The sequence below is a fragment of the Pseudonocardia ammonioxydans genome (assembly GCF_900115005.1).
In the GTDB taxonomy this organism is placed as follows: domain Bacteria; phylum Actinomycetota; class Actinomycetes; order Mycobacteriales; family Pseudonocardiaceae; genus Pseudonocardia; species Pseudonocardia ammonioxydans.
The window spans coordinates 18,817-40,715 of the sequence record NZ_FOUY01000032.1 but is presented as its reverse complement, the minus strand read 5'-3'; the positions used below and the strand labels follow the sequence as shown (position 1 = coordinate 40,715).

Here is a 21,899-nt window from a genome sequence, read left to right as displayed (position 1 = left end):
TTCTTAGGGTCCGGCACATGGACGCGAGCATCTACCGGGCCATGCACAGCGCCACCCACGAACCGGGTCGGCAGCGCCGGCCCGCGGGCGAGACGGCCCGCCGGATACTCCGGCTCGCCCGTCCGCACCGCAGACGGATGGGCTGGTTCCTCGTCGCGAGCACCGCGGGGGCCGTCCTCACCGTCGTCACCCCGGTCCTGGCCGGGCGCGCCACCGACGCGATCACCTCGGGGGCCCCGCTGCCGGTGCTCGCGGCCGTCGCCGGACTGATCGCGGGCGCGGCCGTCCTGGAGGCGGGGCTCGGCCTGGTGAGCCGGTGGCTGTCGGCGAACCTGGGCGAGGGCCTGATCCACCAGCTCCGGACGACGGTGTTCGACCACGTGCAGCGGATGCCGGTCGCGTTCTTCACCCGCACCCGCACCGGTGCGCTGGTCTCCCGGCTCAACTCCGACGTGCTCGGGGCCCAGCGGGCGTTCTCCGACACCCTCGCCGGGGTGGTGTCCAACCTGGTCACCCTGCTGCTCACGCTCGGCGTGATGCTGGCGATCTCGTGGCAGGTCACGGTGCTGGCGGCGCTGCTGCTGCCGGTGTTCCTCGTCCCGGCCCGGCTGATGGGACGCCGGCTGGCCGCGCTGGAACGCGAGGCCGCCGACCACAACGCGGCCATGAGCACCCGGATGACCGAGCGGTTCTCCGCCCCCGGCGCCACGCTGATCAAGCTGTTCGGGCGTCCGGCCCAGGAGTCCGCGGAGTTCGCCGAGCGGGCCGGCCGGGTGCGGGCGATCGGGGTGCGCTCGGCGATGCTGCAGTGGGTCTTCGTGACGGCGCTGACGCTGGCGTCCTCGCTGGCGGTGGCGCTGGTCTACGGCGTCGGCGGCGGGTTCGCCCTGTCCGGTGCGCTGTCCGCGGGCGACGTCGTGTCGCTGGCGATGCTGCTGACCCGGCTCTACCAGCCACTGACCGCGCTCGCCGGGGCCCGGATGGAGATCATGACCGTGCTGGTCAGCTTCGAGCGGGTCTTCGAGGTGCTGGACCTGAAACCGATGATCTCCGATGCACCCGGGGCACGGGCGGTGCCGGACGGGCCGGTGGGCGTCGAGTTCGACGGCGTCTCGTTCGCCTACCCGACCGCGGACCAGGTCTCGCTCGCCTCGCTCGAGGAGGTCGCGACGCTGGACACCCGCGGCGGCGAGCAGGTGCTGCACGACGTGTCGTTCACCGTCCCGGCCGGGCGGACCGTCGCACTGGTCGGCTCCTCGGGGGCCGGCAAGTCCACGGTCGCGCAGCTGGTCGCCCGGCTCTACGACACCGGCACCGGCGCCGTCCGGATCGGCGGCGCGGACGTGCGGGAGCTGAGCGCCGAGTCGGTGCACCGCACGGTCGGGTTCGTGACCCAGGACGGGCACCTGCTGCACGACACGGTCGCGGCGAACCTGCGGATCGGGGCCCCGCAGGCGCCGGACACCGAGTTGTGGGACGCGCTGCGCCGGGCCCGGCTCGACGGGCTGGTCGCCTCGCTGCCGGACGGGCTCGGCACCGTCGTCGGGGAACGCGGGTACCGGCTCTCCGGTGGCGAGCGGCAGCGGCTGACGGTGGCCCGGGTGCTGCTGGCCCGGCCACGGGTGGTGGTGCTCGACGAGGCGACCGCCAGCCTGGACACGACCTCCGAGGCCGCGGTGCAGGCCGCGCTGGCCGAGGCCCTCGACGGGCGGACGGCGATCGTGATCGCGCACCGGCTCTCGACCGTGCGCGACGCCGACGAGATTCTCGTGCTGGAGCACGGACGGATCGTCGAGCGCGGCGACCACGCCACGCTGCTGGCCCGGGACGGGCGCTACGCGGAGCTGGAGGGCGCTACGCGCTCGTGAGTGGTTGTCGCGGTCCGGGCCGCGACAACCACGCACGCGCTACCGGAAGTCGTCCGGGGAGACCTCGTCGATGAAGTCGCGGAACTGCTGGAGCTGCTCCTCCGGTGGTTCCGCCGGCACGCCGCCGGTCGCGGCGCGGGCCTGCGCGGCGATCCCGCGCTCGTCGGTCGTGTCCGGCGGCAGGACCTCCTCGATGGGCTGGCCGACCTCGTCGAGCACGTGCTCGGCCATGCCGATCGACAGGCCCTCCCGCACGGCCAGGGACAGCGCGTCCGACGGCTTCACCGCGAGCCGGGTGTCGTCGTCGAAGACCAGCTCCGCGGTGTAGACGCCGTCGGTGAGATCGCTGATCTCCACCGCGTCCAGGGTGCGGCCGAGCGCCTCCACCACGGGGAGCAGCACGTCCTGGGTGAGGGCGGTGCTGGAGTCGTCCCGGCGGCCCGCCGCGATCACCTCGGCCTGCGGGGGTCGCAGGAACACCGGAACGCACCGCTCGCCACCCGCCTCGCCGAGCAGCAGCACCGGCTGCCGCGAGCGGGCATGCACGATCAGTCGGAGGACGTGCATCGTCCGGGTCATCCGCGCCCCTCCCGGGTGATGTGGGTCACGGCATTCTCTCACTCCGCGGCAGTGATCGCGTCTCACAACGAGACGCCGTCGCTCAGCCGCGGGCCAGCCACGGCATCGTCGTCGCGGTGAGCGTGAGGAACTGGACGTTCGCCTCCAGCGGCAGCGCCGCCATGTAGCGGACGGCCTCGCCCACGTGCGCCACGTCGAACGTCGCCTCCGGCCGCACCGACCCGTCGGCCTGCCGGGCCCCGGCCGCGACACCGGCGGTCATGTCGGTCGCCGCGTTGCCGATGTCGATCTGTCCACAGGCGATGCCGAACGGCCGCCCGTCCAGCGACAGCGACCGGGTGAGCCCGGTGACCGCGTGCTTGGTCGCGGTGTAGGCGACGCTGCCCGGGCGGGGCACGTGCGCGGAGACCGAGCCGTTGTTGATGATCCGCCCGCCCTGCGGCTCCTGGGCGCGCATCGCGGCGAAGGCCTCCCGCGCGCAGAGGAACGAGCCGGTCAGGTTGACCGCGACCGTGTCCTGCCAGTCCTCGACCGCGATCTCGTCGACGGTGCCGCCCGGGCCGAACGTGCCGGCGTTGTTGACCAGCAGGTCCAGCCGCCCCCAGCGCGCCTGCACGGCGGCGAACAGTGCCGCCACCGACGCCGGCTCGGCCACGTCGGTGGCCACGGTCAGCGTGCCGGGGTGCCCGCCGGCGACGGCGTCGAGCCGGTCCGCCCGCCGCCCGGCCAGCGCGACCCGCCAGCCGGCGTCGAGCAGTGACCGGGTCACCGCCTCGCCGATGCCCGATCCCGCCCCGGTCACCACCGCCACGCCGCTCATCCGCCCACCCTGGCACGCGCCGCGCTGTGAGCCACGGCACACGCGGTCACGCCCACCGCGGTGGCCGGTGTCCTCATCCCACACGCACGGACGACGGAGAGGACACGATCATGGGAACGACGGTGCTGGTCATCGGCGCGGGCTACGCGGGCGCGACCGCGGCGAACCGGATCGCGGCGACGGGCGCGGCGGAGGTGACGGTGCTCGACCCGCGGGAGGAGTTCGTCGAGCGGATCCGGTTGCACCGCCTCGCCGCGGGCAGCGGTCCGGCGACGGTCCCGCTGGACCGCGTGCTCGACCGGCGGGTGCGGACCCGGGCCGCCCGGGTCACCGCGATCGGCGACGGCGAGGTGACCCTCGACGACGGCGACGTGATGCGTTTCGATCGCCTGGTGTACGCGGTGGGCAGCGGTGGCGGTCCGGCCCCGGACGGCGGTCACCGGGTGGACACGCTGGAGGACGCCACCCGGTTGCGGGCGGCGGTCGGCGGGCTGGCCGACGGCGCGGTCGTCGCCGTCGTCGGGGGCGGGCTGACCGGGCTGGAGACGGCGACCGAGATCGCCGTCGCCCGGCCGCGGCTCGCGGTGCGGCTGGTGACCGACGCCGACGTCGCCGCCGGGATCGGCGATCGGGGACGCGAGCGGGTCCGGGCCCGCCTGCGCGAGCTGGGGATCTCGCTGCGCGAGCACACCACCGTCACCGGCCCCGCCGACCTGGGCGCGGACCTGGTGGTCTGGGCGACCCCGCCCGCGGTCCCGGACCTGGCCCGCCGCAGCGGCCTGCCGGTCGACGACGCGGGCCGGCTGCGCGTGGACGACACGCTCACCAGCGTCGGGGATCCGCGGATCGTCGGTGCCGGGGATGCGATCACCGCCCCGCCCGGGGTCGGCTTCGTCCGGGCGAGCTGCCAGGCCGCGGTCCCGCTCGGTACGGCGGCGGCGCGGACGGTCACCGCGGGGCTCGCCGGCCGGACCGCACCGGCCGCGTCGATCGCCTACCAGGCCCAGTGCCTGGCCCTCGGGCCGGGCGCCGCGCTCGTGCAGTTCGTCGACAGCCACGACGCGCCGCGCCGGCTCACGGTCGGCGGCCGGGCCGGCGCGCTGGTCAAGGAGCAGGTCGTCCGGTACACGCTGCGAGCGGTGCGGGGGCGCGCGGCATGACCGGCACGGGTGGGCACGACCGGCACGAGGGAGCTGCCGGGCCGGACCGGCTCGACGGCGTTGCCGCGGCCGACGCCCCGGCCGACCCGCTCGCCGAGTTCCACCGGCACCGCGGGCTGCTGTTCCGGCTGGCCTACGAGATCCTCGGCAGCGTCGCCGACGTCGAGGACGTCCTGCAGGACAGCTGGCTGCGCTGGTCCGCCGTGGACCGCGACGACGTGGCGAACCCGCGGGCCTACCTGGCCCGCACCGTCACCCGGCAGGCGCTGAACCGGCTGCGCAGCACCGCCCGGACCCGCGAGACCTACCCGGGCCCGTGGCTGCCGGAGCCGCTGCCGACCGGGGAGGACGCCTCGGACCGGGCGCTGCGCACCGACGACATGACGGTGGCGATGCTGCTCGTGCTGGAGACGCTGTCGCCGGACGAGCGGGCGGTCTTCGTGCTGCGGGAGGCGTTCGACGTCGACTACGACGAGATCGGGCGGACCCTCGGCCGGCCGGTGGCCACCGTCCGCCAGATCGCCCACCGGGCCCGGGAGCACGTGCGGGCGCGGCGGCCGCGGTTCACCGTCCCGCCGGACCGGGCCCGGCGGGTCGCCGAGGCGTTCGTCGAGGCGACACTCGGCGGCGACATCGAGGGCGTGGCCGCCCTGCTCGCGCCGGACGCGGTCCAGCTGGCCGACGGCGGCGGGAAGGCCTCGGCGGCACTCCGGCCGATCCACGGACGGGACAAGGTCGCCCGGCTGCTCGTGGGGCTCACGCGGTGGCCGCTGCCCGCCGCCGGGCCGGAGTTCGGGGTGCTCAACGGGATGCCTGCCGTGCTGCTGCGCGAGGACGGCACCGTCCACACCGCGATCCTGCTGGAGATCGCCGAGGTCGACGACGCCGACCTGGTCACCGCCGTCTACGCCGTGCGGAACCCGGACAAGCTCGCTCATCTGTGACGCCGCGCCCGGCGGACCCCCGGTGCGTCGCTTCCGGTCCATACCGGCGTCTACGGCTACGGGTAGAGCGCAGCAGAGAACCCGAGCGGACCCGGTGATCGCGGTACATCGGGCCGTCTCGGGTTCGCGCTAGAAACCGGCATACAGCGATCGGCACTCGTCGATGCGACTCTCTACCGGAGTATCGGACTGATCCGATACAGACCGATACTCACGCATCAACGGCGTCCGATCGCCGTATATACGACTTTCTAACCCTCCACCGAGACAGCGCGATACCCCGTCATCGAGCACGCTCGATGAGGTCGCCTACCGCCGTCTAGCTCCGATGCGATACCGCTCGATACGAGCGGATCGACTCCTTCCCCTGACGTGTCGATGCAGCGTAGCACCCCTGCGTCGAACATGCGTACGACCCCCCGGCATGTCGTCAGCCGGGCGTCGCGAACGCCTCCAGCCCGGCCGGGCCACGCCCGGCGGCCCGCCGGCGCACCCGCCCCGCCGGCTCACCGACCACGCGGACGAAGGCCCGGGCGAAGGCCGCCTCGGACCGGTAGCCGAACCGGTACGCGACCTCGGCCACTGTCGCATCGCCCCCCGACAGGACGTCGACGGCCGCGTGCATCCGCCACCGCGTCACGTAGGTCATCGCGGGCTCGCCGACGAGGTCGGTGAACCGGGCCGCGAACGCCGAACGGGACATCGCCGCCGTCGCCGCGAGGGTCGCGACCGTCCACGCCCGTTCCGGCGCACGGTGCACCGCGGCGAGCGCGTGGCCGATGCGCTCGTCGGCCAGCGCGCCGAGCCAGCCGGTGCGGGCGTCCGCGTCCTGTTCCAGCCGGTCGCGGACGGCCTGGATGACCAGCACGTCGGCCAGCCGGGTGATCACCGCCTCGCTGCCCGGCCGTCCGTCCTCGATCTCGGCCGCGATCAGCCGCAGCGTGTCCTGGACGCGGTCGCCCCGTGGTGAGGGCTCGACCCGGATCAGGCCGGGCAACCGCTCGACGAGCTCACGGGCCGCCGGGTGCCCGAAGCGGACGGCGCCGCACACCATCCGGGTCACCGGACCGTCGCCGCCGTGCCGCAGCAGGGCGTAGCGACCGTCGAGCATCGAGTGCGGGATCGACCGGATGTCCGGGGCGAACGCGTCCGGCGCGTGGCGCAGCACGTGCCCGGCCCCGTGCGGGACGAGCGCCAGCTCGCCCGGCCGCAGGACGTGCTCGGTGCCCCGGCCGCCGTCCCCGCTCTCCACCGTCAGCCGGCAGCCACCCGAGGTGACGACGTGGAACCAGAGACAGCCGGGTGTCGCGGGCAGCGTCATCCCCCACGGCTCGCCGAGCTCGGAGCGGCAGTAGAAGACGCCGTCCATCCGCAGCACGTGCAGCGCCTCGCCGAGCGGATCGGCGACCGGGAACGGCGGCGCGGCGGGCATGGGGACAGCATGACAGGCCGTCCACAGATCATCCCCAGCTGTGGACGATTGAGCAACAGATGTGGACTGATGGTGCTTCTGCGTCCTGCGGAGTCGGTCGAGCATGGATCGCACACACCGACGAGGGGAGCTCGACATGATCACCGTTCTGGGTGCGACCGGGAACGTGGGCAGCCAGGTCGTCCGGGAGCTGCGCGCCACCGGGACACCGGTCCGCGCGGTCGCCCGCACCATCGGCCGGATCGACGGCGCCGAGCCGTGGCCCGGCGACATGGGCGACACGGCGTTCCTGCGCCGCGCGTTCGACGGCGCGGACGCCGCGTTCGTCCTGCTGCCGCTGGACGCCACGACACCCGGCTACGCGGCGTCCCAGGCCCGGCTGGGGAGCTCGGTCGTGACGGCGTTGCGCGAGGCGGGGGTACCGCGGGTGGTCGCGCTGAGCTCGCTCGGCGCCGAGGTCCCCGGCGGACCGGACCTGTCGGTGACCGGGTACCTGGGCAGCCTGCACGAGCAGGAGGCCCGGCTCGCGACGCTCGACGCCCGGGTCACCGCCGTGCGGCCGGGCATGTTCCTCGAGTCCTTCCTGCAGGCCGCCGAGGCCATGCGCGCGCACGGGGTGCATGCGGACTCGATCGACCCGCACGTCGCGCTGCCGATGGTGGCCACCCGCGACGTCGGCCGGGCCGCCGCGGCCGCGCTGCTCGCCCCGTCCGCACCGGGGATCGTCGAGGTCCCGGGGCCGGCCGACCGGACGGTGCCCGAGGTCGTCGCCGCGCTCGGCCCGGCACTGGGCCTCCCGGACCTGTCCTACGTCCGCCTCCCGGACGCCGAGATGGAGCAGGTGCTGCAGCAGGCCGGGATGCCGGCGGACACCGCGCGGCTGCACGTGGCGATGAACCGGGCGTTCAACGCGGGCCGGGTGCGCGCGCACGACCCGCGCGGGGACGCCACCGGCACCCTGACCGTGGAGGAGTGGGCCGCGGGGGTCGCGTCGTGATCGGGGTGCTCGCCCCCGTCGCCGCCCTCGGCTCCGGCCTGCTCGGCGGGGTCTACCTGGCGTTCTCCGTCGCGGTGCTGCCCGCGCTGCGCCGGCGTCCGCCCGACGAGGCCACCGCGACCATGCGGGAGGGGAACCGGGCGATCCTGAACCCCGTCTTCGGGCTGCTGTTCGGCGGGACCGCCCTCGCGTGCCTGGCGCTGCTGGTCGCGGCCGTGCTCGCCGGGGACCCGTTGCGGCTCGCCGGCGCGCTGGCCGGGCTGGCGGGCTTCGTGGTGACCTTCGTGGTCAACATCCCGCTCAACACGGCCCTCGAGCGCGGCGGGGACTGGGGCCCGCTCGCACCCCGGTGGACGGTCGCGAACCACGGCCGGGCGATGACGTCGGTACTCACCGTGGTGCTGCTGTCCCTGTAGGGCGCACGACGTCGAACGTGTGTGCGACATCTCGGGGACACCACTGGCCCCGGACGGTGCGGGAGTGCACGCTGGTCCCGCGCCCGCTCCCCCGGGCGAGCCCGTACCGACCGCCCGACCCCCGGGGGAGCATGAACACCCACGAACGCCGCCGGCTCTCCGCCCTGCGCACCGACCGCGAGACGGTGCTCGGCGCCGCGGCGGCACTGCGGCACGACGCGGTCCAGGCGCACTACGCCGGGGTGTTGCCCCGCCCCGAGTACGCGTTCGGCATGGCATCGATCCTCGAGCTGCTGGCCCTGCGCACGGCGGACCTGGACCCGGACGTCCGCGCGCACGTCGTACGGATCGCCCGGGAGATGACCGGCGACGGGATGGACCGGCCCACGGTCCGGCGCACCCGTCGCCGGTGATCCACACGAGTTGTCCACAGGGGCGTGCACACCTGGGGACACCTCGAACCCGTGTTCGACGCCACAGGCGTTTCCCCTGGACGGAGGTCGCGCGGACTAGCGGACGCCCTCCATGAGCACCTTCAGCTTGGGCACGATCGCAACGACGACGAGACCGACGACGATCGCCACGGCGCCGGTGATCCCGAAGTACGCCGCCTCGTTCTCGGCGCTGTAGAAGGCGGCGAGCACGCCCGCGAGCACCGTGCCCATCGACACCGACAGGTAGAACAGCGCCACCATCTGGGTGCGGAACGCCTCCGGGGCCAGCTTCGTGGACAGCGACTGCCCCACCGGCGAGGTGAACAGCTCGCCGATGCAGAAGATCAGCAGGATGCCGGCCAGCGCGAGCAGCGGAGTGCCGTTGGCGCCGGTACCGGCCAGCGGGACGAACAGCAGGAAGCCGAGCCCGATGATGATCGTGCCGATGGCCATCTTCAGCGGCGACGACGGCTGGCGCGGCCCCAGCTTCGTCCACACCGTGGCGAAGACGCCCGCCAGCAGCACCACGAAGAACGGCTCGATCGCCTGCACCGACCCGGCCGGGATCTCGAACAGGCCGAACACGGACCGGTCCGTCCGTTCCTTGGCGTAGATCGCCAGCACCGTGAAGATCTGCTGGAAGATCGCCCAGAACATCGCGCTGGCGACCCACATCGGCAGGAACGCGAGCACCCGGCGGCGCTCGATCCGGCTCACCTTCGGGCTGGTGAGCATCAGGGAGAAGTACGCGACGGTGGCGACGGCGACGATCGCGGTGACGATCAGGTCGAGCCGCCCGGCGGTGATCACATCGGTGAACACCAGCACCAGCACCACGACGAGTGCGACGGCACCGATCGCCCCGAAGCGTGCCTTCTGCTGCTGCGGCAGCGGGTTGGGAACGATCCTGCCCTCGGGCGGCAGGTTCTTCCGGAAGAACGTGTACTGGATCAGACCGAGCGCCATGCCGACGGCGGCGAGGCCGAAGCCCCAGTGGAATCCGGCGTTCTCCTGCAGGACCGGGGTGAGGAGCTGACCGACCAGGGCACCGATGTTCACGCCCAGGTAGAAGATGGAGAACCCGGCGTCGCGACGGTCGTCGCCCTCGCCGTAGAGCATCGCGATCATCGTCGAGGCGTTCGCCTTGATGCCGCCGCTGCCCAGCGCGACCAGGACCAGGCCGATGGCCAGCCCGGTGCTCCCGGGGAGCAGGGCCAGCGAGATGTGCCCGGCCATGACGGAGAGCGCGCTGCCGAACAGCACCCGTTCCGGGCCGAACAGCCGGTCCCCGGCCCAGGCGGCGAGGATCGTGGAGAGGTAGACGGTCCCGCCGTAGGCACCGACGACGCCGGCGGCGACGCCCGGGTCGTAGCCGAGGCCACCCTCGGTGACGACCGTGTACATGTAGTACAGCAGGATCGCCTGCATGCCGTAGAACGAGAAGCGTTCCCACATCTCGACGCCGAACAGCGTCCCGAGCTGGGTGGGATGGCCGAGAAAGGTCTTCTCCCGGCGTGGGGATGAGTCAGTGAGATCGGTCACCGGCCCGGTCTACACCTGACGTTGCGCCAGGTAAAGAGCAAGCTACCGATCAGTAGCTCACACTTCACCGGATTGCGACCACCTCACAGGGTGGCCGGTCCCTCCTCCGGGATCATCCCGATCCGGTCGGCGACCGCGGCCATCACGTCCTGGACGGCGACCGTGTCGGCCAGCGGCATCACCGGGCTCTCCACCTCCCCGGCGGCGACCCGGTGCGTGACCTCGGCGAGCTCGTGGGCGTAGCCGCGCCCGGTCGCCGGGAGCACGATCTCCTCGGGGTCGGCGCCGTGCCGGTGCAGCACGATCCGGTCCGGGTGGTGGAAGCGCGGCGGCACCTCGATCCAGCCCTCGGTGCCGATCACCCGGGCCGAGCCGGGCATCGCGCACTGCAGGCTGACCTGCAGCGCGGCGCTGCGCCCGTCGGGCCAGCCGAGCACGATCGACTCCTCCAGGTCCACCCCGGACGGCGCGAGCGCACCGGCCGCGGCGACCGTCGACGGGGCGCCGAGCAGCATCTGGGCGAACGAGATCACGTAGACGCCGAGGTCGAACAGCGCGCCGCCGCCGAGCTCGGCGGAGTAGAAGCGGTCGTCGGGCGCCGTCCGGTTGCGGACGCCGAGGTCGGCCTGCACCGAGCGGAGCTCACCGATCGCCCCCTCGGCCACCAGTTCGCGGAGGCGGACGACGGCCGGGAAGAACCGCGTCCACATGGCCTCCATCGCGAAGACCCCGTGCCGGCGCGCGGCCGTCGCGACCTCCCGGGTGGCCACCGAGCTCACCGTGAACGACTTCTCCACCATGATCGCCTTGCCGGCTGCCAGGGCGGCCAGGGCGATCCCGCGGTGCTGCGGGTGCGGGGTCGCGACGTAGAGCACGTCGACCTCCGGGTCCTCGAGGATCGCCCGGTAGCCGGTGTGCACGCGCCCGATGCCGTGCTTCGCCGCGAAGGCCGCGCCGCGCTCCGCGGACCGGGAGGCGACGGCGACCAGCTCGGCGTCCGGGACGTGCGCGAAGTCCGGCACGACGCTGTCGGCGATCCGGCCCGGTCCGATGACTCCCCACTTCACGGTCATGGCGGCTGATCCTGCCCGACGCCGGGGCTGGATTCCCGGGTGGGCGATGAGTTCCGCGGATGCCCGCGGTCTCCCCTCTCGAACGGCGCCGGAGAGCCCGGTGCACCGACGGAACCAGGAGCCCGCGATGCCGAAGATGATCTTCGTGAACCTGCCGGTCGCCGACCTCGACGTCGCCAAGGCGTTCTACTCGGGCCTCGGCTTCACCCTCAACGAGCAGTTCTCCGACGAGCAGACGGCGTCGTTCGTCGTCAGCGACGCGATCGTGGCCATGGTCATGACGGAGAAGCGGTTCACCGAGTTCACCACGCAGGGCTCGGTCGCCGCGCCGGGCACCGCACGCGAGGTGATCAACGCGCTGAGCGCCGACAGCCGCGAGGAGGTCGACCGGCTCGCCGACGCCGGTCTGGCCGCCGGCGGCAGCCAGGGTGGCGACACCCAGGACCACGGCTTCATGTACGGCCGCAGCGTCGACGACCCGGACGGGCACCGCTGGGAGTTCGTCTGGATGGACCCGTCGGCCATCGGGGGCTGACCGGACCTCCCGGACCGCCGTGCACGAGGGGTGCGCGGCGGTCCGGTGACGAGTGGGACGGCGGATCGTGGGAACCCGGTCCGTATGGCAACCCACGAGCAGATCGAGACCTGGTTGGACGCGGTCGAGCGGGAGCTCGGCCTGCACGGGACGGTCGAGAGCAGCCAAGGGCTCGACGCCGTCGCACGGATCACCGAGCTCGTCGCCGACCGGGTCGGTCCCGCGGCGGCCGGCCGCACAGCGTTCCTGATCGGTGCCGCCGCCGGGCGGGCCGAGGAACCGCCGGTGGCCGCGCAGGACTTCACCGAGAAGATCGGCGCGCTCGCCCGGAGCTGGAACGCCGACACTGAGCGTGCCGAGCCGCCGAACGACCCCGCGAACCGCGCGGGATAGGCCCGGGTGTTCCGGCCGTGGCCGCCGTCAGACCGAGCGGAGCGGCCGGAACCTCCGGACGAGCCCGTCGATCGCCAGGGCGTAGCCGTCGACCCCGAACCCGACCACGATCCCGGCTGCCACCGGGGAGACGTACGAGTGGTGCCGGAACGTCTCCCGGCCGTGCACGTTGGAGATGTGCACCTCGACGGTGGGGAGTTCCGCGCCCTCGATCGCGTCGTGCAGTGCGACCGAGGTGTGGGTGTAGGCGGCCGCGTTCAGCACGAGACCGAGCGCGTCGCCCCGCTTCACCGCCGCCCCGGCCTCGTGGATCCAGTCGACCAGCGCGCCCTCGTGGTTGGTCTGCCGGAAGTCCAGGTCGAGGCCGTGCGCCGCGGCGGAGTCCCGGCACATCGCCTCGACGTCGGCGAGCACCGTGGTGCCGTACACCTCGGGCTTGCGGGTGCCGAGCAGGTTGAGGTTCGGGCCGTTGAACACGAAGACGGTCGTCACCCGCCGGATCCTCCCACCCGTCCGGTCCAGCCCGGCCGGACCAGGCCGGACTCGTAGGCCAGCACCACCAGCTGGGCACGGTCCCGGGCGTCCAGCTTGGTCATCGTGCGGCTGACGTGCGTCTTCGCCGTGGTCGGGCTCATGTGCAGGCGGGCGGCGATCTCGTCGTTGGACAGGCCCGCGGCCACCTCGGCGAGGACCTCGCGTTCCCGGTCGGTGAGCACGTCCAGCCGGGTCGAGCCGGGTGGGCCACCCCGGGAGCGGGCCGCGAACTCGGCGATCAGCGTGCGGGTGACACCCGGCGCGAGCAGCGCCTCACCGCCGTGCACCACCCGGATGGCGTGGATCAGGTCGGCCGGTTCGGAATCCTTCACCAGGAACCCGCTCGCACCGCCCCGGATCGCGTCGAACACGTACGAGTCGTCGGTGAAGGTGGTCAGCACGACGACCTTCGTGCCGTTCAGGGCGGGATCGTCGGTGATCTCCCGGGTGGCGGTGAGCCCGTCGGTGCCCGGCATCCGGATGTCCATGAGCACCACGTCCGGCGCGTGCCGGCGGGCCGCGGCGACGGCCTCGGCGCCGTCGGCGGCCTCGGCGACGACCTCGAGATCGGACTGGGAGCCGAGCAGCGCCCGGAACCCGGACCGGACCAGCGCCTGGTCGTCGGCGAGCAGCACACGGATCACCGGTCCACCCTCCCGTTCTCCGGGGCCGTCGCGCGGGGCGGGGCCGGTTCCGTCTCCTCGTGTCCGTTCCCGGGCCCGGACACAGGCCCGGACACCGGCAGCCACGCGCGCACCCGGAACCCCTGCTCCGGTCCGGGGCCCGCATCCAGGGTGCCGCCCGCCGAGCGGGCGCGCTCCCGCATGCCGGTCAGCCCGGTGCCGTCGACGGTCTCCCCGGCCGGGCCTGCCCCGTCGTCGTCCACGGTCAGCTCCAGCCCGTCCGGGGTGTACCGCAGGGTGACGACGGCGGCCGCCGCCCCCGCGTGCCGGCGGGTGTTGGTCAGCGACTCCTGCACGATCCGGTACGCCGCCAGGTCCACGCCCGTCGGCAGCGGCCACGGCGCACCGTCGGTCCGGCGCCGCACCGGCAGCCCGGCCGCCCGGACCTCGTCGAGCAACGCGTCGAGGCGGTCCAGGCCCGGTGTGGGCAGCCGCGGCGCCTGCTCGTCCACCCCCCGCAGCACGCCCAGGGTGGAGCGCATCTCGCGGAGCAGGTCACGGCTGGCCCGCTTGATCTCGGTGAGGGCGGTGCGGGCCTGCTCCGGGTCGTCGTCCATCAGGAACAGCGCCACCCCCGCCTGCACGTTGATCAGGGAGACGTGGTGACCGAGGACGTCGTGCAGTTCCTGGGCGATCCGCAGCCGCTCCTCCCCGGCACGGCGACGCCGTTCCTCCTCGGCCGCACGGCGGGCCTGCTCGATCCGCTCCCGGCGGACCCGCCACAGCGCACCGACGGCGAACAGCGCGGCCAGCCAGGCCAGCACCGGGCCGGTCGCCGCCCACGGCACCTCCCGCCCGGACAGCAGCATCCAGCCGAGCAGCACGACGGCCGCCGCGACCACCACCACGAGCGCCCGGTGGTGGCGCCCCGCGGCGACGGTGGACACGATCGTGACGGCGACCGCGAGCCCGACCGGGCCCGTCGGCGGATAGCCGAGCCCCAGGTAGACGACGGCGGCGCCGGCCGTCACCGCCAGAGCCGCAACCCGGTTCGCCCGGCGGAACACCAGCGCGAGCGGCCCGATCGCCAGCAGCGCGACGGCCACGCCGTCGAGCGGGATCCCGGCCGGTGGCACCGCGTCCGGCGGGCCCCAGCGGCGGCCCTGGGCGAACGCGGTGCCGCCCGCGGTGAGCAGCGCGACGACCGCCGGCAGGACGAGGGTTCGCACGACCCGCCCCACCAGCCCGGACGCCGGTCGGTGAGCACGGGCGTCACGGTAGACCGGGACACCGACACCGAGCGCCCTCCGCGGGGAGGCCGGTCACGTACGCCCCGGGGAGTACGCCGGGGTGCCGTGCTGCCATCCGGGCGGCAGCGGGATCGGCGACCGCGGACGGACGCGCCGGGCAGGTCCGGGCGGACACGCTCGACGGCATGACGACGACACCCGAGACCACCCACCGGACCGACACCGACCCGACCACCGCCGCACGAGCCGACGGCGTTCGGCGCGGTACCGACGAGACCGACACTGTCCGCGGCGACACCAGCCGGGCCGACACCGACCGGGCCGACACCGACCCTGCTGCGTCCGCGCGGCCCACCGTGGCGGCCATGACCGATCCGATCGCCACCGCGGTCCCGGAGCGGCGGACGGTCCCGCCCGGCGACGACGCGGTGCTCGCGTCGGACTCCGAGCGCGAGCACGTCACGAACCGGATCCGCGAGGCGGCCGCCGAGGGCCGGCTGACCCTCGACGAGGCCGACGAGCGCCAGGCCGCCGCGTACGCCGCACGCACCCGCGCCGAACTCGTCCCCCTACTGTCCGGCCTGCCCACCCCGCCGCGGCCGCGCCGTCCACCGCGCGGGCCGCTCACCCCACGGGCCCGGCGGATCCTCGGCGTGCACGCCGGCGTCACCGCGGCCGTCCTGCTGTTCCTGCTGACGGCGGCCGTGTTCGGGCCGGCGCCGTTGTTCATGCCGATCGGGCCGGCGTTCTGGCTCGGACTGATCCTGTTCGTCCACTCGCGACGGGCCGAGCGCGAGCCGTCACCGGACGACGCCGTGCCGGACGAGCTGCGATGACCACCGTCGCCGGCCGGGCCGCACCCGTGCGCCGGCTCGGGCGGACGGCCCGGTCCTGGGTACGCAGCACGCACGTCGTGCTGGCGGTCGGCTGGACCGGGCTGTCCGCGGTGATGCTGGTGCTCCCGGCTGCCGCGCTGGTGCAGGGGGCCGGCGCGGCGTTCGTCGCGCCGGCCATGGCCGTGGTCGGCGGCGGGATCATCCCGATCTTCGCGGTCGGCACGGTGCTGACCGGGGCGGCGCTGGGGCTCGGGACGGCGTGGGGACTGTTCCGCCACTACTGGGTGGTCGTGAAGACGGTGCTGGCGCTGGCCATGATCGTCGGTTCGGTCGTGCTGAACACGGGCTGGATCGACGCCGCCGCGCAGGACCCGTCACTGCTGTGGCCGCTGGTCACCAGCTCGGTCCTGCACCAGGTCATGCTGCTGAGCGCCTCGGTGCTGTCGAGCGAGAAGCCGTGGGGACGGATCCGGCGCTTGACGAGCAACCAATTGGTTGCATAATTGCCGGCGTGACCGACGTCGACGCCGTCTTCCGGGCCCTCGCCGACCCGACCCGGCGGCGCGTCCTCGACCGGTTGCACGAACGCGGCGGGCAGACGCTCGGCGAGCTGTGCGAGGGGATGGGGATGAGCCGGCAGGCCGTCTCCAAGCACCTGGCCCAGCTGGAGTCGGCCGGGCTCGTGTCCGCCGTCCGCCGCGGCCGGGAGAAGCTCCACCATCTCGACCCGGTGCCCATCCAGGAGATCCACGACCGGTGGATCGGGAAGTTCGAGCGCAGCCGGGTGCAGGCGATCACCACCCTGCGCGCCGCGCTGGAGGACCGCGATGACCTCGACGAATGACCGCAGCTACGTCTACACGACCTACATCCGCAGCACTGCCGAGCAGGTGTTCCGCGCGCTCACCACGCCCGAGTTCACCATGCAGTACTGGGGCGGTGCCGAGCTGACCTCCGACTGGCAGGTCGGCAGCCCGCTCGAAGCCGTCCACCCGGACCGCGAGGACTTCATCGGGAAGATCCTCGCCGTCGAGCCGCCGCACCGGTTGTCCTACACCTTCACCGGGCGGGCCGAGGAGGCCGCCGGGCGACCGCCGACGGTCGTCGATTTCACGATCTCCCCGTTCGGCGACGAGGCCGTGAAGCTGCAGGTCCTGCACACCGGGTTCACCGCCGACGAGCAGGGCGAGCAGGACATCCGCGACGTCGGCGAGGGCTGGCCGGCGATCCTCGCGGCGCTGAAGACGCTGCTGGAGACCGATCGGCCGCTGGCCGGGCCGGGGCACTACGCGCCGCGCACCCCGGCCCGCGCCTGACCCGCCGCCGGCGCCGGGCGCGATCGTGCTGATCGACATCGCGGCAGCTCCGATATGCACGCCGAGGTCCCGACAGGGGCTGCACCGTGCTGATCGGCACTGCGAAGGCCGCCGAGACGCACGGCAGCGCCCTACCCCGGGCGGCAACGTGCTGATCAACAGTGCGGGGTCGCCGAGAAGCACGGTAGCGCCCCGCCGGAGTGTGGGCGGGGCGCCCGCCGCAGGGCACGCGGCTGTGCATTCGCGGGACCTGTCGCGAGCGGCACCGCGACCTCGGGGCGACACTGCGCTGCTCGACGTCCGGTCACACTCGAGATGCACGCCGATGCCCCGTCACGGACCACAGCGTGCTGATCGACCCGGCGACGGCGGCCGAGCTGCACGCTGACGCCCCGGCACGGGCTGCACCGTGCTGATCGACACTGCACTGTCGCCGAGATGCACGGCAACGCCCTGCTGCGGGCGGCAACGTGCCGATCGGTGACCCGGGCTCGCGACCGGGCCTGCTGCGGCGCGGGCTCAGGATCGGCGCAGGAGGCGGGCCCACCAGCTGCGGCGGGGGTGCGCGCCGGACGACCGCGGCGCCGGGGCCGGGGACACCGGGCCGGTCGACGCCCGGGCCCGCCGACTCTCCCGGACCGTCCGCCAGCGTGCGACGACCTCGTCGACGTCCAGCTTCCGGACCGGCACCCGCGGACCCATCGGGTGCCGCATGTAGTCCACGACCCGGGAGTTCACCTCCTCGACGTGCTCGCGGACCCGGCGCTCGTCGGTGAACCGGGCGACGGCGACGTCGATCCCGTCGAGCTCCTTGCGCAGCTGGATCGACGGCGGCAGCAGCGCGTCGCCGGAGACCCCCTCGCGCTCGAGATAGCCGCGGATCCACCAGTTCTCGTCGATCGGGCCGGTGGTCCCGGCGCCCGGCAGCGGCTTGCCCTTGCCCGGCAGGTCGTCGAAGTCGCCGCGCTCGACGGCCTCCCGGATCGCCCGGTCGACCGGGGACTCGAAACGTGGGTCCACCCTGCTCATGACCGCTCACCCCGCTCCCGACGATACCGGCGACGGCGACGCGCGCACCGGATTCTGTCAGGGGTCCGGTCCACACTCCGCGCATGAACCCGACCCCCATGAACGCGTCCGCGAACCCGGTCCCGGTGGGCCCGGCCGGGGCACCGGCACACGGCACCGTCGACCGCTCCCGCACGATCGACCTGGCCCGGCACTACCCGGGCCGGCGGGCCGGGCACGTGGCCGCCCACGTGCGGGAGGCCGGGCACCCGGACCGCAACTGGCGCCTCGGTGCCGACGGCGAGCGACGCACCGCCGAGCTGCTGGAACGGCTGACCGGCCGCACCCGCCGGGACCGGCTGCTCGGCAGGCCACCGCGCTGGCGGGTGCTCCACTCCGTCCCGCTCGACGGCGGCGCCGCCGACCTCGACCACGTCCTGATCGGGCCACCGGGCATCTGCGTGATCAACTCGAGGCACCACCTGCACCGCACCGTCCTGCTCGACAACGACCGGCTGGTCGTGTCCGGCGTGGCCACCGACGCGGTACCGCGGGCCCGCGACGAGGCACGCCGGGTGCGCTCACTGCTCCTGCCCCACCTCGGCGACGACAGCGCGGTGCCGGTCCGGCCGGTGATCGCGGTCGTCGGCACGCCGATGCGGGTCCGGCGCTGGCCCGACGACGTCGTGGTCGCCACCGAAGGAGCGCTGGTGTCCGCGCTGCGCGGGATGGCCCCCGTGCTGGGACCGGCCGCGGTCGGGCGGATCCACGAGGTCGCCCGTCGTCCGGCGAGCTGGGCGTGACACCCGGGCAGGATGTGGCTACGGGCTTCCCGGGCTCGGCGCGCCGGACCCGGCGCCACGGCGACGGCCGCGTGGCCGGTCGGCGGGCGGACTACGACGACGACCTCGTCCTGCGCAGCGAACTCACCACCGATGGCTGGACGTGCACTACGCCACCGGGACCTTCCCGGCCGCGGAACGGGTCAGCATGCTCGGCCGGTGACGTCGCTCGCCTCGGTCCGGCCCCGGCTGGTCTCGGTCCCGCTCGTCCTCGACGTGCCCACCGGGCGGCGCGGTGCGCCTCTTGCAGCTCCCGGCGTGCCCGGTGGGGAGACGGACGCACCGCCCGGGGAGGCCGGGGAGATCGTGCGCCGGCTCGCGGACCGCGACCGGGTGGCCGCGTTCGCCGGCGGCTGGTCGTGGGGAGCGCTGGTGGCCTGCGACCCGATGCTGGTCGCGCCGCCCGGGACCGACCCGTTCACCCTGCTCGCGGCGGTCCCGCGGCTACCGGCCGACCCCGCGCACCCGGACGCGGTCGGCGGCGGCTGGTTCGGGTTCCTCGACCACGCGCCGCCGCAGGCACGCCCGGACGCGGTGCTGGCCTGGTACCGCGACGTCCTGCGGCACGACGGGGAGCGCTGGTGGTTCGAGGCCCTGGTCGCCGGCGAGGAGTCGACCGACCGCCCCTGGGACCTGCCGGTGCACCCCGACGTCGGTTCGGCCGAGCAGCGGCTCGCCGAGCTGCAACGGGACCTGCAGCACCCGGCACCCGCGCGGACCGCACGGCTGGAGGTGGTGCGGTGGCCGGACCGGGACGCCCACCTCGCCGCGGTGGAACGCTGCATCGGCGAGATCCGGCGCGGTGAGATCTTCCAGGCCAACATCGCCACCGGCCTCGACGTGCGGTTGCACGGCGACGTGCACGAGGCGTGGGCCCGGCTGACCGGGGACACCCCGCCGGCGCGGGCCGCGCTCGTCGCCGGCCCGGACCGGGTCGCGGTCAGCGCCAGCCCGGAGCTGTTCCTGCGCCGCAGCGGCGACCGGGTCGACACCGCACCGATCAAGGGGACCCGCCCTCGCACCGGCGTACCGGACCGCGACGAGCACGAACGGCAGCGGCTGACGGTCTCGGTGAAGGACGCCGCGGAGAACGTCATGATCGTCGACCTGATGCGCAATGACCTGGCCCGGGTCGCGGTACCGGGCGGCGTGCAGGTCGGCCGGCTGCTCGCGGTCGAACCGCACCCGGGTGTCTGGCACCTCGTCTCCCGGGTGCACGCCACGCTGCGCGACGACGTCGGCGACGGCGATCTGCTCGCCGCCGCGTACCCGCCCGGGTCGGTCACCGGCGCGCCGAAGGTCCGGGCGTGCGCGGTGATCGCCGAGTGCGAGGGCCGCGACCGGGGCCTGTTCACCGGCGCCGTCGGCGGGGTGAGCCCGCTGGCCGGGCTGGAGCTCAACGTCGCCATCCGCACCCTCGACCTCGGCCCGGCAGACCCGGACGGATCCCGCGCCGGGCGGCTGGGTGTCGGCGGCGGGATCACCGTGGACTCCGACCCCGCCGAGGAGTACGCCGAGTGCCTGACCAAGGCCGCACCGGTACTCGCCGCGCTGGACGGGCCGACCCCGCAGCCTGCGCCGGCCCGGACCCGGCCCGCCGACCGGGCCGCCGGCCTGTTCGAGACCGTGGCCTGCACCGACGGGGTCGCCGCTCGGGTCGGTGAGCACGCGGCCCGGCTTCGGCGCTCGTACCTCGCGGTGACCGGCACCGTGCTCACGGCACCCGTGGAGACCGTGGTCGCGAACGCCGCCGCCGGCCGGACCGGGCACCACCGGATGCGGGTCGAGGCGGACCTGCACGACCCGTCCCGTGTGGACGTGCGGGTGGCCGCCTGGCCCGGACCGGTCCCGCTCGCCGAGCAGCCCGGCCTGGTCCTCGACGTCCGGCGCGGTACCGACGCCGAGTGCCACAAGTTCGCCGACCGGCGGTGGCTGGACGCCCACGAGGCCGCGACCGGTCCGGACCGGACCCCGGTGCTCGCCGACCTCACCGGCGCGCTGCTCGAGGGCACCCGGTCCTCCCTCGCGGCCGTCCACTGTGGACGGCTGTGGACACCGCCGCTCGACGGCCGCATCCTGCCCGGCACCGGTCGCCGCGCGGTGCTGGACCTGCTCGGGCCCGACGCGGTCCGCATCGCCCCGCTGCCGGTCGGTGAGCTGGCCGATACCGACGGGCTCTTCCTGGTCAACGCCCTGCGCGGGATCCAGTGGGTGCGCGAGGTGCACGACGGCGGCGCTCTCGTCGCCCGCTGGGACACCCCGGACCCGCTGACCCGCCGGCTCGCCACCCGGCTCGCCCACTGACCCACCGGCTCGCCGTCCGATCGCCCGGTGAACCGGGCTGGCCCTGAGGTGATCGGACGCGTCGCAGCAGCCACCCCGGCGAGCGATCTGATCCGGAGCGCCACGGCCCCACCCGCTACCGGGCGAGGAACGTCAGCAGGGCGTCGGTGAACTCCACCGGCCGCTCCATGTTCGGGTAGTGGGCAGTGTCCGGGATCGTGACCAACTGCCCGTCCGGTACCGCGGCCACGGCGTCGGCGACCTCGCGCCGGTGGTCGTCGCCGTCGAGCGCGCCGACGATCCCGAGCAACGGGACCGGGAACTCCGCGGCGCGGTCGGCGGCTCCGTCGAGGAACTCCATCGGCGGGCCCGCCGCCGTCACATCGTCGGGCAGGTGGTGGGTCAGCACGTCGACCACCATCAACCGCACCTCGTCCAGGACCAGCGGGGCCACCTCGTCATCGGAACGGTACGGCCCACGGACGAACTGCAGGAACGCCTCCACCCAGGCGTCCGCGTCGAGCTCCTGCTGGGCACGCGCCCACTCGGCGAACACTCCGAGCGTCCACGGGTCACGGAAGTCCGGCGCCCCGACCCCGACCCCGCTGACCGCCACCCGGTCCACCAGGTCCGGCCGGACCAGCGCCGTGTCGGCGGCGATCCGTCCGCCCATCGAGAGCCCGACGAGCACGGCCGGAGCGGTGTCGAGGTGTTCCAGCAGCGCCACCAGGTCCTCGCACGGCCGGAACGGACCGTCCGGCGTCGACGATCCACCGTGCCCCCGGGTGTCCGGGACGATCACGCGCCGCTCGGACAACGCCGCCACCTGCCGGGCCCACATCCGTCCGTCCAGCCCGCCACCGTGGAGCAGCACCACGGGCGGGCCGTCGGCGCGCGGACCGGTGTCGCGGTAGGCGAGACGTCCACCGGGCACCGGCAGGAACGCGGGAGCACCCATGTGCGCGAGTGGAAGAAACATGACAACCAAGGTGTCATAGGCTGCAGGATTGGACA

The 21,899-nt window shown here is 74.3% G+C and carries 24 protein-coding genes; 14 read left to right on the top strand and 10 right to left on the bottom strand.

Annotated elements, in window-relative coordinates; all coding sequences use genetic code 11:
* The first annotated feature begins 17 nt into the window (after positions 1 to 17).
* Positions 18 to 1,868 carry an ABC transporter ATP-binding protein gene (locus tag BM093_RS25105; protein ID WP_093350576.1) on the top strand — a complete coding sequence of 617 codons (1,851 nt, stop codon included), beginning with the start codon at positions 18 to 20 and terminating at the stop codon, positions 1,866 to 1,868.
* 39 nt (positions 1,869 to 1,907) lie between these two features.
* Here the strand turns inward: BM093_RS25105 and BM093_RS25100 are convergent, their stop codons facing one another.
* Both BM093_RS25100 and BM093_RS25095 read right to left on the bottom strand, forming a co-directional pair.
* Positions 1,908 to 2,447 (bottom strand): bifunctional nuclease family protein, encoded by a 540-nt coding sequence (locus BM093_RS25100; protein ID WP_093350573.1) that lies wholly within the window; start codon positions 2,445 to 2,447, stop codon positions 1,908 to 1,910.
* Positions 2,448 to 2,529: 82 nt separating this feature from the next.
* A complete protein-coding gene (locus BM093_RS25095) occupies positions 2,530 to 3,267 on the bottom strand; it encodes an SDR family oxidoreductase (RefSeq protein ID WP_093350570.1) in 738 nt (245 codons plus the stop codon).
* Between the two features lie 110 nt (positions 3,268 to 3,377).
* Between BM093_RS25095 and BM093_RS25090 the strand changes: the two genes are divergently transcribed.
* The gene (locus BM093_RS25090) at positions 3,378 to 4,427 is read left to right on the top strand and encodes an FAD-dependent oxidoreductase (RefSeq protein WP_093350567.1); all 1,050 of its coding nucleotides are present in this window, start codon (positions 3,378 to 3,380) and stop codon (positions 4,425 to 4,427) included.
* Complete coding sequence (gene sigJ / locus BM093_RS25085; RefSeq protein WP_093350564.1) at positions 4,424 to 5,371, top strand: RNA polymerase sigma factor SigJ; 948 nt, start codon at positions 4,424 to 4,426, stop codon at positions 5,369 to 5,371. Before BM093_RS25090 ends, sigJ begins: the two co-directional genes overlap by 4 nt.
* 430 nt (positions 5,372 to 5,801) lie before the next feature.
* Here sigJ and BM093_RS25080 read toward each other — a convergent pair whose 3' ends face one another.
* On the bottom strand, positions 5,802 to 6,803 hold the full coding sequence (locus BM093_RS25080; RefSeq protein WP_093350560.1) for an AraC family transcriptional regulator: 1,002 nt from the start codon (positions 6,801 to 6,803) through the stop codon (positions 5,802 to 5,804).
* Positions 6,804 to 6,939: 136 nt separating this feature from the next.
* Between BM093_RS25080 and BM093_RS25075 the strand changes: the two genes are divergently transcribed.
* From BM093_RS25075 to BM093_RS25065, 3 genes are all read left to right on the top strand, one after another.
* The gene (locus BM093_RS25075; RefSeq protein ID WP_177238697.1) at positions 6,940 to 7,800 is read left to right on the top strand and encodes an NmrA family NAD(P)-binding protein; all 861 of its coding nucleotides are present in this window, start codon (positions 6,940 to 6,942) and stop codon (positions 7,798 to 7,800) included.
* Positions 7,797 to 8,216: an anthrone oxygenase family protein gene (locus tag BM093_RS25070; protein WP_245773779.1), complete on the top strand. Its 420-nt coding sequence runs from the start codon at positions 7,797 to 7,799 to the stop codon at positions 8,214 to 8,216. Before BM093_RS25075 ends, BM093_RS25070 begins: the two co-directional genes overlap by 4 nt.
* Positions 8,217 to 8,347: 131 nt before the next feature.
* The gene (locus BM093_RS25065; RefSeq protein WP_093350554.1) at positions 8,348 to 8,629 is read left to right on the top strand and encodes a hypothetical protein; all 282 of its coding nucleotides are present in this window, start codon (positions 8,348 to 8,350) and stop codon (positions 8,627 to 8,629) included.
* A 96-nt stretch (positions 8,630 to 8,725) separates the two neighbouring features.
* Here the strand turns inward: BM093_RS25065 and BM093_RS25060 are convergent, their stop codons facing one another.
* Complete coding sequence (locus BM093_RS25060; RefSeq protein WP_093350550.1) at positions 8,726 to 10,192, bottom strand: peptide MFS transporter; 1,467 nt, start codon at positions 10,190 to 10,192, stop codon at positions 8,726 to 8,728.
* 83 nt (positions 10,193 to 10,275) lie between these two features.
* The gene (locus tag BM093_RS25055) at positions 10,276 to 11,265 is read right to left on the bottom strand and encodes a Gfo/Idh/MocA family protein (protein WP_093350547.1); all 990 of its coding nucleotides are present in this window, start codon (positions 11,263 to 11,265) and stop codon (positions 10,276 to 10,278) included.
* A 127-nt stretch (positions 11,266 to 11,392) separates the two neighbouring features.
* On the opposite strand from BM093_RS25055, the gene BM093_RS25050 reads away from it, so the two are divergent.
* Complete coding sequence (locus BM093_RS25050; RefSeq protein WP_093350544.1) at positions 11,393 to 11,800, top strand: VOC family protein; 408 nt, start codon at positions 11,393 to 11,395, stop codon at positions 11,798 to 11,800.
* A gap of 84 nt (positions 11,801 to 11,884) precedes the next feature.
* Positions 11,885 to 12,193: a DUF6457 domain-containing protein gene (locus tag BM093_RS25045; RefSeq protein ID WP_093350541.1), complete on the top strand. Its 309-nt coding sequence runs from the start codon at positions 11,885 to 11,887 to the stop codon at positions 12,191 to 12,193.
* Between the two features lie 27 nt (positions 12,194 to 12,220).
* Here the strand turns inward: BM093_RS25045 and aroQ are convergent, their stop codons facing one another.
* Genes aroQ through BM093_RS25030 form a run of 3 tightly spaced genes read right to left on the bottom strand, consistent with a single transcriptional unit; the run spans position 12,221 to position 14,579 of the window.
* Entirely contained in the window at positions 12,221 to 12,694 is a 474-nt protein-coding gene (gene aroQ / locus BM093_RS25040; RefSeq protein ID WP_218162921.1) for a type II 3-dehydroquinate dehydratase, read from the bottom strand.
* The gene (locus tag BM093_RS25035) at positions 12,682 to 13,371 is read right to left on the bottom strand and encodes a response regulator transcription factor (RefSeq protein WP_093350535.1); all 690 of its coding nucleotides are present in this window, start codon (positions 13,369 to 13,371) and stop codon (positions 12,682 to 12,684) included. Before BM093_RS25035 ends, aroQ begins: the two co-directional genes overlap by 13 nt.
* Complete coding sequence (locus BM093_RS25030; RefSeq protein ID WP_143105512.1) at positions 13,368 to 14,579, bottom strand: sensor histidine kinase; 1,212 nt, start codon at positions 14,577 to 14,579, stop codon at positions 13,368 to 13,370. The genes BM093_RS25035 and BM093_RS25030 overlap by 4 nt, the downstream gene beginning before the upstream one ends.
* 206 nt (positions 14,580 to 14,785) lie before the next feature.
* Between BM093_RS25030 and BM093_RS25025 the strand changes: the two genes are divergently transcribed.
* Genes BM093_RS25025 through BM093_RS38220 form a run of 4 tightly spaced genes read left to right on the top strand, consistent with a single transcriptional unit; the run spans position 14,786 to position 16,752 of the window.
* Complete coding sequence (locus BM093_RS25025) at positions 14,786 to 15,436, top strand: DUF1707 SHOCT-like domain-containing protein (protein ID WP_245773778.1); 651 nt, start codon at positions 14,786 to 14,788, stop codon at positions 15,434 to 15,436.
* Entirely contained in the window at positions 15,433 to 15,939 is a 507-nt protein-coding gene (locus BM093_RS25020; RefSeq protein WP_093350528.1) for a hypothetical protein, read from the top strand. Before BM093_RS25025 ends, BM093_RS25020 begins: the two co-directional genes overlap by 4 nt.
* An 8-nt stretch (positions 15,940 to 15,947) precedes the next feature.
* Positions 15,948 to 16,280, top strand: coding sequence for a metalloregulator ArsR/SmtB family transcription factor (locus tag BM093_RS38225; RefSeq protein ID WP_093350525.1), 333 nt, complete (start codon positions 15,948 to 15,950; stop codon positions 16,278 to 16,280).
* Positions 16,264 to 16,752: an SRPBCC family protein gene (locus tag BM093_RS38220; protein ID WP_093350522.1), complete on the top strand. Its 489-nt coding sequence runs from the start codon at positions 16,264 to 16,266 to the stop codon at positions 16,750 to 16,752. The genes BM093_RS38225 and BM093_RS38220 overlap by 17 nt, the downstream gene beginning before the upstream one ends.
* Positions 16,753 to 17,271: 519 nt before the next feature.
* Here BM093_RS38220 and BM093_RS25005 read toward each other — a convergent pair.
* Positions 17,272 to 17,781 (bottom strand): DnaJ family domain-containing protein, encoded by a 510-nt coding sequence (locus tag BM093_RS25005; RefSeq protein ID WP_093350519.1) that lies wholly within the window; start codon positions 17,779 to 17,781, stop codon positions 17,272 to 17,274.
* Positions 17,782 to 17,864: 83 nt separating this feature from the next.
* Between BM093_RS25005 and BM093_RS25000 the strand changes: the two genes are divergently transcribed.
* Together BM093_RS25000 and BM093_RS24995 are read left to right on the top strand one after the other, a co-directional pair.
* A complete protein-coding gene (locus BM093_RS25000; protein ID WP_093350516.1) occupies positions 17,865 to 18,563 on the top strand; it encodes a nuclease-related domain-containing protein in 699 nt (232 codons plus the stop codon).
* Positions 18,564 to 18,761: 198 nt separating this feature from the next.
* A complete protein-coding gene (locus BM093_RS24995; protein WP_177238696.1) occupies positions 18,762 to 20,906 on the top strand; it encodes a chorismate-binding protein in 2,145 nt (714 codons plus the stop codon).
* Between the two features lie 115 nt (positions 20,907 to 21,021).
* Here BM093_RS24995 and BM093_RS24990 read toward each other — a convergent pair whose 3' ends face one another.
* Positions 21,022 to 21,864, bottom strand: a complete 843-nt coding sequence (locus BM093_RS24990) for an alpha/beta fold hydrolase (protein WP_218162920.1) — start codon at positions 21,862 to 21,864, stop codon at positions 21,022 to 21,024.
* Positions 21,865 to 21,899: the final 35 nt, after the last annotated feature.